The 13724-nt window shown below is 63.7% G+C and carries 13 protein-coding genes and 1 tRNA gene; 6 read left to right on the forward strand and 8 right to left on the reverse strand.

Annotated features, from left to right (window positions below; genetic code table 11):
• Positions 1-73 precede the first annotated feature (73 nt).
• The 3 genes from AABA86_RS24030 to panE all read left to right on the forward strand — a co-directional run bounded on the left by AABA86_RS24030 (position 74) and on the right by panE (position 3181).
• Positions 74-1423: an MATE family efflux transporter gene (locus AABA86_RS24030; RefSeq protein WP_338308674.1), complete on the forward strand. Its 1350-nt coding sequence runs from the start codon at positions 74-76 to the stop codon at positions 1421-1423.
• A gap of 103 nt (positions 1424-1526) precedes the next feature.
• Positions 1527-2135, forward strand: a complete 609-nt coding sequence (locus tag AABA86_RS24035; protein WP_338308675.1) for a 2-hydroxychromene-2-carboxylate isomerase — start codon at positions 1527-1529, stop codon at positions 2133-2135.
• Positions 2136-2257: 122 nt separating this feature from the next.
• The gene (gene panE / locus AABA86_RS24040) at positions 2258-3181 is read left to right on the forward strand and encodes a 2-dehydropantoate 2-reductase (RefSeq protein WP_338308676.1); all 924 of its coding nucleotides are present in this window, start codon (positions 2258-2260) and stop codon (positions 3179-3181) included.
• Between the two features lie 186 nt (positions 3182-3367).
• Here panE and AABA86_RS24045 read toward each other — a convergent pair whose 3' ends face one another.
• The 4 genes from AABA86_RS24045 to AABA86_RS24060 all read right to left on the reverse strand — a co-directional run bounded on the left by AABA86_RS24045 (position 3368) and on the right by AABA86_RS24060 (position 6937).
• Positions 3368-3961, reverse strand: a complete 594-nt coding sequence (locus AABA86_RS24045) for a c-type cytochrome (RefSeq protein WP_338308677.1) — start codon at positions 3959-3961, stop codon at positions 3368-3370.
• Between the two features lie 191 nt (positions 3962-4152).
• Positions 4153-5421, reverse strand: coding sequence for a PQQ-dependent sugar dehydrogenase (locus AABA86_RS24050; RefSeq protein ID WP_338308678.1), 1269 nt, complete (start codon positions 5419-5421; stop codon positions 4153-4155).
• A gap of 381 nt (positions 5422-5802) precedes the next feature.
• Positions 5803-6786: an NAD-dependent epimerase/dehydratase family protein gene (locus tag AABA86_RS24055; RefSeq protein WP_338308679.1), complete on the reverse strand. Its 984-nt coding sequence runs from the start codon at positions 6784-6786 to the stop codon at positions 5803-5805.
• A gap of 76 nt (positions 6787-6862) precedes the next feature.
• Positions 6863-6937, reverse strand: a tRNA-Gly gene (locus AABA86_RS24060).
• A 274-nt stretch (positions 6938-7211) separates the two neighbouring features.
• Here AABA86_RS24060 and trxA point away from each other — a divergent pair.
• Together trxA and AABA86_RS24070 are read left to right on the forward strand one after the other, a co-directional pair.
• The gene (gene trxA / locus AABA86_RS24065) at positions 7212-8135 is read left to right on the forward strand and encodes a thioredoxin (protein WP_338308680.1); all 924 of its coding nucleotides are present in this window, start codon (positions 7212-7214) and stop codon (positions 8133-8135) included.
• A 35-nt stretch (positions 8136-8170) separates the two neighbouring features.
• Positions 8171-8848, forward strand: a complete 678-nt coding sequence (locus AABA86_RS24070; RefSeq protein ID WP_018323574.1) for an LON peptidase substrate-binding domain-containing protein — start codon at positions 8171-8173, stop codon at positions 8846-8848.
• A gap of 12 nt (positions 8849-8860) precedes the next feature.
• Here AABA86_RS24070 and AABA86_RS24075 read toward each other — a convergent pair whose 3' ends face one another.
• From AABA86_RS24075 to AABA86_RS24090, 4 genes are all read right to left on the reverse strand, one after another.
• Positions 8861-11374, reverse strand: coding sequence for an EAL domain-containing protein (locus AABA86_RS24075; RefSeq protein WP_338308681.1), 2514 nt, complete (start codon positions 11372-11374; stop codon positions 8861-8863).
• A 223-nt stretch (positions 11375-11597) separates the two neighbouring features.
• Entirely contained in the window at positions 11598-12176 is a 579-nt protein-coding gene (locus tag AABA86_RS24080; protein WP_338308682.1) for a cytochrome b/b6 domain-containing protein, read from the reverse strand.
• A gap of 88 nt (positions 12177-12264) precedes the next feature.
• Complete coding sequence (locus AABA86_RS24085; RefSeq protein WP_338308683.1) at positions 12265-12543, reverse strand: PepSY domain-containing protein; 279 nt, start codon at positions 12541-12543, stop codon at positions 12265-12267.
• Positions 12544-12732: 189 nt separating this feature from the next.
• Complete coding sequence (locus AABA86_RS24090) at positions 12733-13083, reverse strand: hypothetical protein (RefSeq protein ID WP_338308684.1); 351 nt, start codon at positions 13081-13083, stop codon at positions 12733-12735.
• 106 nt (positions 13084-13189) lie between these two features.
• On the opposite strand from AABA86_RS24090, the gene AABA86_RS24095 reads away from it, so the two are divergent.
• A complete protein-coding gene (locus tag AABA86_RS24095) occupies positions 13190-13720 on the forward strand; it encodes a TetR/AcrR family transcriptional regulator (RefSeq protein WP_338308685.1) in 531 nt (176 codons plus the stop codon).
• Positions 13721-13724: the final 4 nt, after the last annotated feature.

Here is a 13724-nt window from a genome sequence, read left to right on the forward strand (position 1 = left end):
ACCTCCATCGACGGCCGAGCCGCGCGTGCTTCGCGCGGCAACGGCTTTGCACGCCCTGATGAAAGGCTAATCCATGTCTGCCCCCAAGCCGCTCTGGACCACATTCCTCCGCTTCCTCGCGCCGTTGATGCTGAGCAACGCGCTGCAATCGCTGTTCGGCACCGTCAGCAACGTCTATCTCGGCCAGATGATCGGCATTGACGCGCTCGCGGCGGTGTCGGCGTTCTTCCCGGTGATGTTCTTCCTGTTCGCCTTCGTCATGGGGCTGAGCACCGGCGCGACCGTGCTGATCGGCCAGGCCTTTGGCGCAGGCGAGCACGGCCGGATCAGGAGCGTCGTAGGCACGACGCTCGCGGTCGGCCTTCTGCTTTCAATCTCAGTGGCGCTGATCGGCGGGCTCTTCAGCCGTCAACTGATGATGGCGCTCGCCACACCCGCGGATATTCTCGAACAGGCCAGCGCCTATGCCCGCATCATGCTGCTGACGATGCCGCTCGGCTTCGTCTTCCTGCTGATGACGGCGATGATCCGCGGCGTCGGCGACGCGCTGACGCCGCTGCTGGCGCTGGCGTTGTCGACCGCGACCGGTCTGATCCTGACGCCGATGTTGATCCGCGGGTCGTTCGGACTGCCGGCAGCCGGCATCACCAGTCCGGCATGGGCGGCCGCGATCTCGAACGCGCTCACGCTGGTCGCGCTGGCGCTCTATCTGCTGCGGAAGAAGCACGCGCTCGCGCCGGACGCCGCGTTGCTGCGTCACCTGCGGCTCAACGGCGCCATGCTCGGAAAAATCCTGGGCATCGGATTGCCGAGCGCCATCGGTATGGTGGTGATGGCGGTCGCAGAGCTGGTCCTGCTCGGCCTTGTCAACGGCTTTGGATCGGACGCGACGGCGGCCTATGGCGCCGTCAACCAGGTGATGGGCTACACGCAGTTCACGGCGATGTCGATTTCGATCGCGGTCTCGATCCTCGGCGCGCAGGCTGTCGGCAGCGGCGACAGGGCCCGGCTCGACGGCATCGTGCGGACCGGGCTCGCTTTCAACCTCGTTCTAACCGGCGGGCTCGTGGCGCTGATCCATCTCGCGCCGCGCGCGATCCTCGGCATCTTCATCACCGATGCCGCCGTGCTCGATCTGGCAAAAGGCCTGCTCGACATCGCCCTGTGGAGCTCGGTGCCGTTCGGCCTGGCCACAGTGTTCTCGGGTGCCATGCGCGCCGCCGGCGTCGCGTTGATGCCGATGCTGCTCGCGATCTTCGCGATTCTCGCGATCGAGCTGCCTGCCGCGGTGATCCTGAGCCACACGATCGGCCTTGCGGGCGTGTGGGCCGCCTATCCCATCGTGTTCTGCGCCATGTTCGTTTTGCAGATGGGCTATTACCTGATGGTCTGGCGCAAGCGGGCGATCCGGCGGCTGGTCTGATTCTCAGAGTATTATGATCATCATTAAACGGTGGACCTGCAGAGCACGCTGCGTCACAATGCGAGAAAAGCCAGATCAAGAAGTTAGGTCAGGGAGACCGATTTTGACCCGCACAGCCCCACAATTCCTGTTCGATTTCGGCAGCCCGAATGCCTATCTCAGCCACCTCGCGATCCCCGCGATCGAGCAGCGCATCGGCGTCAAGTTCGAATATGTGCCGATCCTGCTCGGTGGCATCTTCAAGTCGACCAACAACAAGTCGCCCGCCGAGACGCTCGCGGGCGTCAAGAACAAGCGTGAATTCCAGCACGTCGAGACCGAGCGCTTCATCAAGCGCTTCCATGTCCAGCCCTATGTCTGGAATCCGCACTTTCCCGTCAACACACTGAACCTGATGCGCATGGCGATCGCGGCGCAAGCCGAGGGCGTGTTCGAGAAATATGTCGAGGCCGCCTTCGACCACATGTGGCGCGAGCCGAAGAAGATGGACGACCCTGGGATCGCGGCGAAGGCGCTGGCGTCCTCCGGGCTCGATGCGCAGAAGCTGTTTGCCCGCAGCCAGGAGCCCGAGGTGAAGGCCAAGCTGATCAAGAACACCGAGGACGCCGTCGTCCGCGGCGCGTTCGGCTCGCCGACCTTCTTCGTCGGCAACGAGATGTTCTTCGGCAAGGAGCAGCTGCGCGAGGTCGAGGAGATGGTGCTCGGGACGTAGCCGCTCGTTCTCCGGCGACAGAATGTGATCGCGGCAACATTCTGGATTGCTTCGCTTCGCTCGCAATGACGATTATAAGTAGCCGCCAAGAGCAACAATCAAGAGCAACAATGGAGCATCCCATGCGTATCCTCGTGGTCGGCGCCGGCGCCATCGGCGGCTATTTTGGTGGCAGGCTGTTGCAGGCCGGCCGCGACGTCACCTTCCTGGTCCGGCCGCGCCGCGCCGGCGAGCTCGCAAGCGCCGGCCTCGTCATCAAGAGCCCGAATGGCGACGTGACGCTGAAGAATCCGCCGACCGTGCAGGCCGACGGGCTCACGGACAAGTTCGACGTCGTGCTCTTGAGCTGCAAGGCGTTCGATCTCGACGACGCCATCAAGTCGTTTGCGCCGGGGGTCGGACCAAACACCTCGATCATCCCGATGCTCAACGGCATGAAGCATCTCGATATCCTCGACGACAAGTTGGGCAAGGAGCGCGTGCTCGGCGGTCTCTGCGCCATCGCCGCGACCTTGAACGAGCAGCGTGAGGTGGTGCAGCTCCAGCCGATGCAGGCCATCAGTTACGGCGAGCGCGACGGCACGCTTTCAGATCGCGTCAAGGCGATCGACGAGGCCTTCAAGAGCGGCATCAATGGTGCCACCGCCAGCCAGAACATCATGCAGGACATGTGGGAGAAGTGGGTGTTCCTGTCCTCGCTCGCGGCCTCCACCAGCCTGATGCGCACCTCCGTCGGCAACATCCTCGCGGCCCCTGGCGGCCGGGATTTCCTGCTCGGCATGCTGGACGAGACCAGCGCGATCGCCACCGCGTCGGGCTATACGCCGGGCGGGCCATTCTTCGAACGGGTGAAGGGCAACCTCACCACCGAGGGCTCGCCGATGACGGCCTCGATGTTCCGCGACATCAAGGCGGGCCTGCCGGTCGAAGCCGATCATGTCATCGGCGACCTCATCGCACGCGCCGATGCCGCCAAGGTGCCGGTGCCGAAGCTGCGCATCGCCTACACGCATTTGAAGGCGTATGAGAAGCAGCGGGCGGGGTAACACCCAGCCATACCCTCGGTGTCGTCCCGGACAAGCGTAAGCGCAGATCCGGGACCCATAGCCACAACGTCGTCACTCCGAGTCCCCGTAACCACATCTTCCTGTGGTTATGGGTCCCGGATCTGCGCGCGCTTGAGGCGCGCTTGTCCGGGACGACAGCGGAGATTGCCGCAACTAACTCCGCTGCTATTTCAAATGCGCAAGATAGTGCGAGACGGCCGTGATTTCCTCGTCGCTCATGCGATAGGCGACATCGGCCATCGCGGCGACGCCGCCGCCGACGCGCTGGCCCGCTTTATAGTCGTGCAGCGCCTTGACCAGATATTCCTCGCGCTGGCCAGCCAGTCGCGCCACTCCCTTGGTGCCGGCGAAGCTGTCCGTATGGCATGAGGCGCAGCGGCGGCCGGCGGCAACTTGAGCGCCTTTCTTCGACAGGTCGGGATCCCCGTCCTCCGGTCCCTTCGGCGGCGTCAGCTGCGAGAAATGGGCGCCGAGATTGCGGATGTCCTCGTTGGTGAGCTCCTCGACGATCGGCTTCATCTGCTCGTTCTTGCGCGAGCCGGCGCGGAAGAACACGAGCTGCCATTGCAGGAATTGATCGGGCTGGCCGGCGAGCGAGGGGATGTTTTCGGTCTGCGAGACGCCGTTCTCGCCGTGACAGCCGGCGCAGGCGGAGGCCTTCTCCTTGATCGCGGGACTATCGGCTGCGCCTAGGGGAAGGGCGCCGAGCGTCAGGAGCGCAATCGCGCTGATTGCGTGCGAGATGAACTGCCGGCGCATGATGGAGAATCCGTTCTATCGAGCTCATCATTCCGGGCGCGCCCGTTGGGCGCGAGCCGCAATCCATAACCTCTCTTCGTGGTCATGGGTTCCGGATTCGCGGTGCGCGGAATCCGGAACGACAGCATCCAGGTTGTCAGCAAAGAGGCTGCGGCACCTTCCGGCCACCGCAGCCTCTTATCGTGTACGCGCTACTTCTTGCTGTAGCTGATGCGATAGATCGCGCCGGCCCAGTCGTCGGCGACGAGGATCGATCCGTCCTTGGCGAGGATGATGTCGTCGGGACGGCCGAGATAGCCCTGGTCGCCCTCGATCCAGCCGGAGGCGAACACCTCCTGCTTGGGGTTCTTGCCGTCAGGCCCGACGATCACGCGCATGATGCGGCCGCCCTGGTACTTGTGGCGATTCCAGGAGCCGTGCTCGGCGATCAGGATGTTGTTCTTGTACTCGGCGGGGAACTGGTCGCCGGTATAGAACTTCATGCCGAGCGGAGCGACGTGGGCGCCGAGGTTCAGCACTGGCGGCGTGAACTCGGAGCATTTGTGGCCCATCGCGAACTTGTCGTCCGGCAGATTGCCCTGGTGGCAATAGGGATAGCCGAAATGCTCGCCGATCTTGTTGATCATGTTCAGCTTGTCGCTGGGCAGATCATCGCTGATCCAGTCGCGGGCATTCTCGGTGAACCAGTACTTGCCGGTGCGCGGATCGACGTCGCCGCCGACCGAGTTGCGGACACCGAGCGCGTAGATCTCGGCATTGCCGGTCTTGGGATCGACGCGGCGGATCTGCGAGACGCTGGTCGGCGGGACGCCGATGTTGAAGGGCGGTCCGAACGGAATGTAGAACCAGCCTTCCTTGTCGACCGCGATGTACTTCCAGCCATGCGCGGCATAGGACGGCATATCGTCATAGACCACCTTGCCGTCGCCGAGCTTGTCGAGATTGGCCTCGGCGTTGTCGTAGCGGATCAGCTTGTCGACGGCGATGACGTAGAGCGCGCCGTCCCTGAAGGCGAGACCGGTGGGCATGTTCAGGCCCTTGAGGACGGTCTTGACCTCCTTCTTCCCGTTGTTGTCCTTGATGGCATAGACGTTGCCGAGGCCGAACGAGCCGACGAACAGCGTGCCCTTGTCACCCCAGGCCATCTGCCGCGCGGCCAGCACGCCGGAGGCATAGACCTCCATCTTGAAGCCCGGCGGCAGCTTGACCTTCTTGACGATGTTGGCGAGCTCGGCATCGGAGGCGCCGGTCGGCGGACCCGACGGCGGCGCAAGACCCTTCTGCGCCTCGGTCTCGTCGCCGAGGAACCAGTCATCCGGCGGATGGGTCCAGAACTCCTTGGTGCCGGATTCGTATTTCTTCAGCGGTTTGCTCTTGTCCTGCGCATTGACAGCGCTGGTCCCCGCGAGAAGGGCCACGGCCGCAAGCGCCAACACGGATCGATGGAACATCGATGTCATCGCGTCACTCCCCTAAGGCAGCCGCCAGGGCTGCGATTTATTTTGTTTTGCTAGTCGAGAGGCGAAGTTTGGGGTCTGCCGAGAGGCAGACCTAAAAAGGCTAGCACATCTGCGAGCGCTGAGAAGGGCATCGCATGGGCTGCAGTTGCGCTCATTAAAAATTGAGACGGAGTGTCAATGAGCCTGAACACCGCGACGACAGCGTTCTCGCTGCAACGCGGAATCAGACCGGCAGGCGGCTCGCCTTCGGACAGCACGAGAGACGGGCCAAACCAAAAATTGCGAAAACAACCCCATGCACAGTAGAACGGCTCGGGCGGGTTGCGCGCGGTGACGCCGGACAGGCATTTGATGCATCGAGCAAAATGACGAACGCGGCGCTCAGGGGGCGACGGGGTAGGGCCCGTCGTCGAACACCGCATCATGATAGCCTTTCGCGCCGACCTCGCGCGCCAGCGCACTGCGAAAATCGCGGCCCTCGCGAAGGCAGCTCAGCACATGCGCGAAGTCGAATTCAGGCCGCCAGCCAAGCTCACGCCGCGCGCGTCCGTTGACATAGACGCGGTCGATCTCGGGGAAGAGGTGCCAGCCGCGCGCCGCATAGAGCTCTGCGCACTCCGGATGGAGTTCGCGCACGACACCGGCCGCATCGCGCGCCAGCGCGGCGAGATGGCGCGGCTCGAACGGGCTGGTGGCCGAGACGATGTAGCGAGCGAAGCCGATGTCAGGCGCGCGCTCGACAGCGAGCAGATGCGCGCTCACGGCGTCCGCGATGTCCAACCGGCGATAGAGCAGCTCGTTGGCCTGCGCGTTGTCCAGCGGATAGGCCGAGCGCATCGCCGGATCATCATCGTCCTCCGGAAAAAAGCGCGAGGTCCGCAAGACGACGACCGGCAGACCACGTTCGCGAAAAGACAGCTCGCACAGAGTCTCCGCCATCAGCTTGGTCGTGCCGTAGATATTCTTCGGCACCGGCGGCAGATCCTCGGTGACCCACACCGCGGCCTGTCCCGCCTCGGGGCGAAGCTGCGAGCCGAATGCACTTGTGGTGCTGGTGAAGACGAAGCTGCGCACGCCGGCCGCAGCAGCCTCGAGCAGATTGAGCGTGCCGGTGACGTTGGTGTCGACGAAGTCTTGCTTGGCGTGGGTCGCCACGTGGGGCTTGTGCAGCGTCGCGGTGTGGATCACGGCGCTGACGCCGTCCATCTGCCGCCGCACGAAGTGGGGGTCGACGATCGAGCCGACGGCATCGGTGAAAGGCGATGGCTTCAGATCGATCCCGCGCGCTGGGGAACCGCGAGCGCGGAGGGTCCGGACAATGGCTTCCCCGAGGTGACCTGCGCTGCCCGTAACCAGGATTGTCATTGCGAACCCAGGACAGCCGCCAGCGGCGTGGCGAACCACGTTTCCGTCCGGATCGGCTGGATGCTTTGGGAAAATTTGGAGCGGGCGAAGGGGCTCGAACCCTCGACCCCGACCTTGGCAAGGTCGTGCTCTACCACTGAGCTACACCCGCATCCTGTGTCGGTCGCGTGACGCGCCGGCAACGGCTGTCGTATGCCAAAAGCGGGAGGGGAATGCAACAGCTACCGGCGGCATAGATTCGGTTCTTGGGACCCCATATGGACCCTGAATGCGGCGAAATGGCCCGAAAGTGCCCCGGAACCGGCGAATCGGCCGCAATGGATTGAAATTCGGCCGTCGCGGCCCAATTTAGGAGCCGACAGCGAGCATAAGGAGCGGCGGCATGCTAAAGACCCGCCATTCCGGACATAGACGAGGGGATCCCCGTGACGATCATCGACCAGGGTAACGGAGCGGCGGGCCCGGCTGCGGCCGATCTGATCAAGGACACCACCACCCAGACCTTCGTGAAGGACGTCATCGAGGAATCGAAGCGCCAGCCGGTGCTGATTGATTTCTGGGCGGAGTGGTGCGGCCCGTGCAAGCAGCTCACCCCCGTGCTCGAAAAGGCGGTCACGGCGGCCAAGGGCAAGGTCAAGCTGGTCAAGATGAACATCGACCAGCATCCGGCGATCCCGGGCCAGATGGGCATCCAGTCGATCCCGGCCGTGATCGCCTTCGTCAACGGCCAGCCGGCCGACGGCTTCATGGGCGCGGTGCCCGAGAGCCAGCTCAACGCCTTCATCGAGAAGCTGACCAAGGGCGTGACCGCGCCGGGCGAGCCCAATATCGCAGAGATCCTGCAAGAGGCCGAAGCCGTGCTCGCCGAGGGCGATGCGGCTGCGGCTGCGCAGATTTACGCCGAGGTGCTCCAGCACGATGCCACCAACATCGCGGCGCTCGCGGGCCTCGCAAAATGCTATGCCGTCTCCGGCGCGATGGAGCAGGCCAAGCAGACGCTCGCCATGGTGCCGGAATCCAAGCGCAACGACCCCGCGGTGAAAGCCGTGCAAACCGCGATCGATCTCGCCGAGCAGGCGCAATCGCTGGGGCCAGTGGCCGAGCTGGAACAGAAAGTCGCCGCAAACCCGCTCGATCATCAGGCCCGATTCGACCTCGCGACCGCACTGAACGCGCAAGGCAACCGTGCGGCCGCCACCGAGCAGCTGCTCGCGATCGTCAAGCGCGACCGCAAATGGAACGACGACGGCGCCCGCAAGCAGCTGGTGCAGTTCTTCGAAGCCTGGGGCGGCACGGATGATGCAACCGTCGAGGGACGCAAGCGCTTGTCGACGATCCTGTTTTCGTAGGCGCGGTTGACCAAGTCAGCGGGGACCGGGACCAGATGCCGATCAACATCGAATATCGCGGACCCGCCGACCTCCCGGAGATCATTCCGGTGTTTCCGCTGCCGGGCGCGCTGCTGCTGCCCCGCGGCCAGATGCCGCTCAACATCTTCGAGCCGCGCTACCTTTCGATGGTCGACGATTCCTTCCGCGACGGCCATCGCCTGATCGGCATGATCCAGCCCGATGTCGCGCACTCGCCGAAGAATTCCGACAAGCCGACGCTGTTCCGCGTCGGCTGCGTCGGCCGCATCACCCAGCTCGCCGAATCCGGCGACGGCCGCTACATCCTCGAGCTCACCGGCGTCTCGCGCTTCAAGGTGGTCGAGGAGCTCGAGGTGCTCACCGCATACCGGCAGTGCAAGGTGGATTTCTTCGCCTTCGTCGATGACTTCACCGCGCGCATGGGCGAGGACGAGGTCGACCGAGAGGCGCTGCTCGCCGTGCTGGCGGACTTCCTGAAGGCCAACAATCTCAAGGTCGACTGGGAAGGCGTCGAAAGCGCGCCCAACGAAGCCCTCGTCAACGCGCTGGCGATGATGTCGCCATATGGTCCCGCGGAAAAGCAGGCCATGCTGGAAGCGCCTGACTTGAAGACCCGCGCCGAGATTCTGATCGCGGTGACCGAGATGGACCTCGCCAAGAAACGCACCAGCGGCGATCCGCCGTTGCAGTGAGGATGCGGGTGCTCACGCGGCCCGGACGGCTGCCTTGTCACCTCGCTTGGCACCTCGCCTCAGCATCTTCGCAATGCTGGATGCAGGCATCGGCCGACCGAAATAGTAGCCTTGCGTTTCGACGCAGCCCTCTTCACGGAGCACGTCCAGCTGCTCCTTCGTTTCGACGCCTTCGGCGGTCGTCGTCTTGCCGAGGCTGACTGCGAAGCGAACGACGGCTCGGGCGAGATGGTGCGCGTCTGCCCTCGCGCTGGACAGTTCGTTGACGAAGCTGCGGTCGACCTTGATCTTGTCGAACGGAAATCTTTGCAGAAAGCTCAGCGATGAATAGCCGGTGCCGAAGTCGTCCAGGGCGATTCGCACGCCGAGCTCGCGCAGTTGACCAAGTGCTGCGAATACAGCTTCGCTGTCATGCATGATCACCGTCTCGGTGACCTCGAGCTCGAGCCGGTGTGGCGCAATTTCCGAGCTCGCCAGTGCATCGACAATGACCGGAACAAGCTCCTTGCTCCTGAATTGAGCGGGAGAAAGGTTGATCGCGATCCTGAGATGGGCAGGCCATTTGGCGGCTTCCGCACACGCCGTCCTCAAGATCCATTCTCCCAGCGGCACGATCAAGCCGGCCTCCTCCGCGAGCGGAATGAACTCGCCGGGCAAGACCAGACCTCGCCGCGGGTGATGCCAGCGCAGCAAGGCTTCGAAGCCGCGGATCTCGCCGGTCGCGGTATTGACGAACGGCTGGTAGTGCAGCTCGAATTCGCGGCCGGCAAGCGCATCCCGCATGTCGCGCTCCAGGTTGCGTCGCGCATGCATGAGCTCGTCGAGCTCCGGCTCGAAGAAACGGAATGCACCACGTCCACCACTCTTGGCCGAATAGAGGGCGAGATCCGCGCTCTTCATGAGCACGTCGGAATCACTGCCATCGCGCGGCGCGATGGCAATGCCGATGCTGGTGCCCACCGTGACCCGGTGATCGCCGAGATCAAAGGGTTCGCAAAGCGCCTTTCTGATGTTCTCGGCAAGGGTGGCGGCCTCGACGGCCGGGTTGGTCACGTAGTCGATCACGGCGAACTCGTCGCCGCCCAGTCGAGCGATCAGCGCGGTTTCCGTGGTGCACTCGCGCAGACGCGCAGAAACGGCGCGCAGCAGGGAATCCCCTGCCGGATGTCCAAGCGTGTCGTTGACTTCCTTGAACCGATCGAGGTCGAGCATGAGCACGGCCAGATCGACGCCGCCGTTGCGCGTAACCGCAATGGCGTGCTCCATCCGCTCTCTGAGCAGCACGCGATTTGGCAGATCTGTCAACGCATCGTGTTGCGCCATATGAGCGATCCTGGCCTCGGACCGGCGTTGCTCGGTGACATCAAGATGCGTGGCCACCCACCCGCCGCCGGCCATGGGCTGTCGCGTCACGCAGATCAACCGGCCATCCGCGAACTCGTCGATTCTGCTCGAGACTGTATCGAACGGCAACGCGGCCAATTTCGACAGGAACTGTTCGGCTGCACCCTCGCTGGTGTCGCTCTTGAGAATTCCGGTCACGACGCGGTGCCTGATGATGTCGGCGTGCAGGGTCCCCGTTCTCAGCAGTTCCGGCGGCAACCGATAGAGCCGGGCATAGCGCTCGTTGCAGACCACAAGTCGCCTCTCCGCATCGAACATGCAGAGAGCCTCGACCATGTTGTTGATGGCCGTATCCAGCCTGAGCTTCTGGTCCTGGATCTCCTGTTGCGAATCTTCCACCTGCTGCCTGGCGCGCGAAAGTTCTCTGATGATTTCCTCGAATCTGCTGGTTCTGGTCGCAAGGCGACGATCCGCCAGCACGCCGACGAAGCTCATCCCGAGCACCGACAGGGCCACGCCCGCAATGGCCACGGCAAGGAAGGTCGGCGAAAGCGACAACGTGTCGTTTGCCAGCGTCGGGTCTGGGACGATCTGCACGGCCCCCATGGCCGTGAAATGATGCGACACGATGGCGAGCGTCAGCAGCAGCGCCGCGGCCAAGGTCCCCGACTTGCTCTTGTGGCCCAAGGCAACCGCGAGCGCGACGTAGCTCAGGACCATGCCGAGGACGATCGAGATGAACACCAGCCCCGGCGACCAGGTGACACGACCCGGCACCTCGAGGGCCCACATGCCGATATAGTGCATGCTCGCAATGCCGGCGCCGATGATGCCGCCACCGGCAGCTGCGCGCCAACGGCCGGAATTGTTGACGGCAACGCCAAACCCGCCTGAGGTCAAGATCATCGCCGCAGCGAGCGACAGCGCTGTCAGCACGCGGCCGTAACCGATCGGGAAGCCGGGCTCGTAGGCGAGCATTGCGACAAAATGCGTTGCCCAGATTCCGTAGCCGATGGCCGCGCCGGCAATCGCAATCCAGATCAGCCGCGCCCAGGCTCGCGAGGCGATCGCCCGATGAAAGATGCTGACCGCGACGATGCTTTGAACGAAGCACACGAGGCCAGCGAGCATGACGAGCCGCCAGTCGTGCTCCGCCGTGAGGCAGGTAAAAACGCGGAACATGCAATGTCGCTCCCTCGTCAATACTATCGAGAATTGATCCGATCGGGCTTTCTCCGCGTTAATTTTCCACAATGCCCAGTTGCATGCCTATCGCGAGGTAAATGCTTCCCGGCAAATGACGCAAGTTGGCGGTATTTATGCGGGTTAAGATGGTTCTTGTTCCGTGAAACCACGCGGTTGAGCGAGCCTGTGGCTGCATCCGTTGGAACTGAACCGGTCCTGCCTAGTGATGGCCACGGATGCGCTTGCGTCCCGTGATCATCGCGCGGATCAGGTTCTCCCGCTGGAGGAGCCCCATCAGCACCACGCCCACGACGTGGAGCACGACCAGGATGATGACTGCGTCCGATGAATAGTGGTGGGTGTCCTCGACCCACCAGACGCCGAAGAAGGTGACGGTGACCGACATTGCGCCCGTGATCGTCGAGACGGCGAGCGAGGCCAGCAGCGCCACCAGCATCAACGTGCCGGCGGGATTGAGCCCGATATAGCGGCCGGTGATGCCGCGCCGCAGATTCCAGAGATAGCGCGGCGCCGCGCGAAGCCTGACGCCGACCATCCGGAAGCGCGAATAGCGACTTCCCCGGAAGCCCCAGACGAGGCGCAAAGCGAGAAGCCCCAGCACCGCATAGCCGACGATGCGGTGAAGACTGTCATAAACGGTCGGCGTGAACCACGCGGCCAGAACGCAGGCCGCGAGAATCCAGTGCCAGAGGCGCAGCGGGAGGTCCCAGACTGCGACCGTCCGCGAAGCGGTTCGATCCGCGGGGGTCCGGTCGGACACCCCGCGCGCTTTTGGCATCGCTTCTTCGATCAAGCGAAGACCATCCTCAAGCCTTGCTTTGCGCGGATCAATTCGCGCAGTTTACTTCGCAGGTTGCGTTCGCAGTTTACTTGGCGATCGTGTGCTTCAGGCTGAGATCTTCGGGGCTGTAGAACAGCTCGTAAAGCTTGCCTTCCTTGACGCCGTAGACCTCATAGCAGGAGCCTTCGATCTTGGAGCGCCGCACCTCGTAGCCGAGTGCCTTGGCCTTGGCTTCGGCCTCGCTGGCCGGCTTCCACGACGCCTTGTCGAGCTTGGTGCAATCCTTGAAACCGTCGGCCATGGCAGCCGACCCCATGCCCAACCCAATCGTCAATGCAGTGGCAACAACACGAATGACCTTCACGAACGTCTCCTCCTCTGTCGTGCGCGCTACGCGAGCCGCGAGCGGCACCGAAGGAAGCAAAGGAGGGGTTGAAGTCAATCCGGTTCGGGCATGGGCCGTTTAGATAAGTTCTAACGGCGGCCAAAAGCTGAGTGCTCTCCGTGCGCAATACCTCGCTGCGGCCTTACGCCTCACAGACGGTGCGTATTGCTAGTAGCCGGCCATCGCCATCGCGACGACAGCACTGAGTGCCATCCAACCGAAATGCCGGCCGCGCGTCGCCCACGCGTTGGCGAGCGCGGAGAAGCCGAAGACGCAGACCATGGTGATGACGATCCAATGGCGCGCCGTCTCCGAGCCCATCCAGGGCGCCGCGATCAGGAGCACGCCGCCGCCGATCCAGGCGACGGTCGAGGCCTGCCAGACCAGGCGGATCAGGGTGCGAAGCCGTGCGGGCTCGATTGTCGCGCGGGCGAACACCTTGGCCTCACCGAGGTAGCCGTGGATGAGGGCCACGACGATCGTCAGCACGCCGGCGCACTGGAGCAACAGATCACGCATCGTCGGGGCTCCCGAAGGCTCGTCCATACATCTGTGTATGGTGACATAGGCGCTGGCCCGCGGCCTGTCAATACACTAGTGTATGGCTCGTCTCCGGGAACCCGACATGACCGAGCAGCTCTCCGCCGACGATTGGATCAAGGAAGGTCTCAAGGCCCTCGCCAAAAGCGGCTTCACCGCCCTCAAGGCCGATCCGCTGGCAAAATCCATGGGCGTGTCGCGCGGCAGCTTCTATTGGCATTTCGCCGATCTCGGCGCGTTCCAGGCCGCCGTGCTGAAACGCTGGCGCGAGATCGCGGCCGAGCAGATCATCGCCGATGTCGAAGCCGCCAGCGACGATCCGCTCAAGGCGCTGCTGCGGAGATCGTTCGGTGCGCGGCTCGAGCTCGAGCGCGCAGTGCGCAATTGGGCGGCCTTCGATGCGGCAGCGCAGGGCGCAGTGCGCGCGATCGACCGGCGCCGGCTCGACTATATCGAGGGGCTGCTGGAAAAACGTGGGCTCACCCCGGCAACCGCGCAGGCCCGGGCGCAGATCCTGTATTGGACATTCCTCGGCTTCGCCCTGTCGGGCGCGCCCGGGCCGGCAGCACGGCTGCAGGCCCTGCTCGACGAGCTCTTGACGATGGTCTCCGCTTAGATTT

Origin of the sequence: Bradyrhizobium sp. TM233 (assembly GCF_036247965.1) — a bacterium.
Taxonomy (GTDB): Bacteria; Pseudomonadota; Alphaproteobacteria; order Rhizobiales; family Xanthobacteraceae; genus Bradyrhizobium; species Bradyrhizobium ottawaense.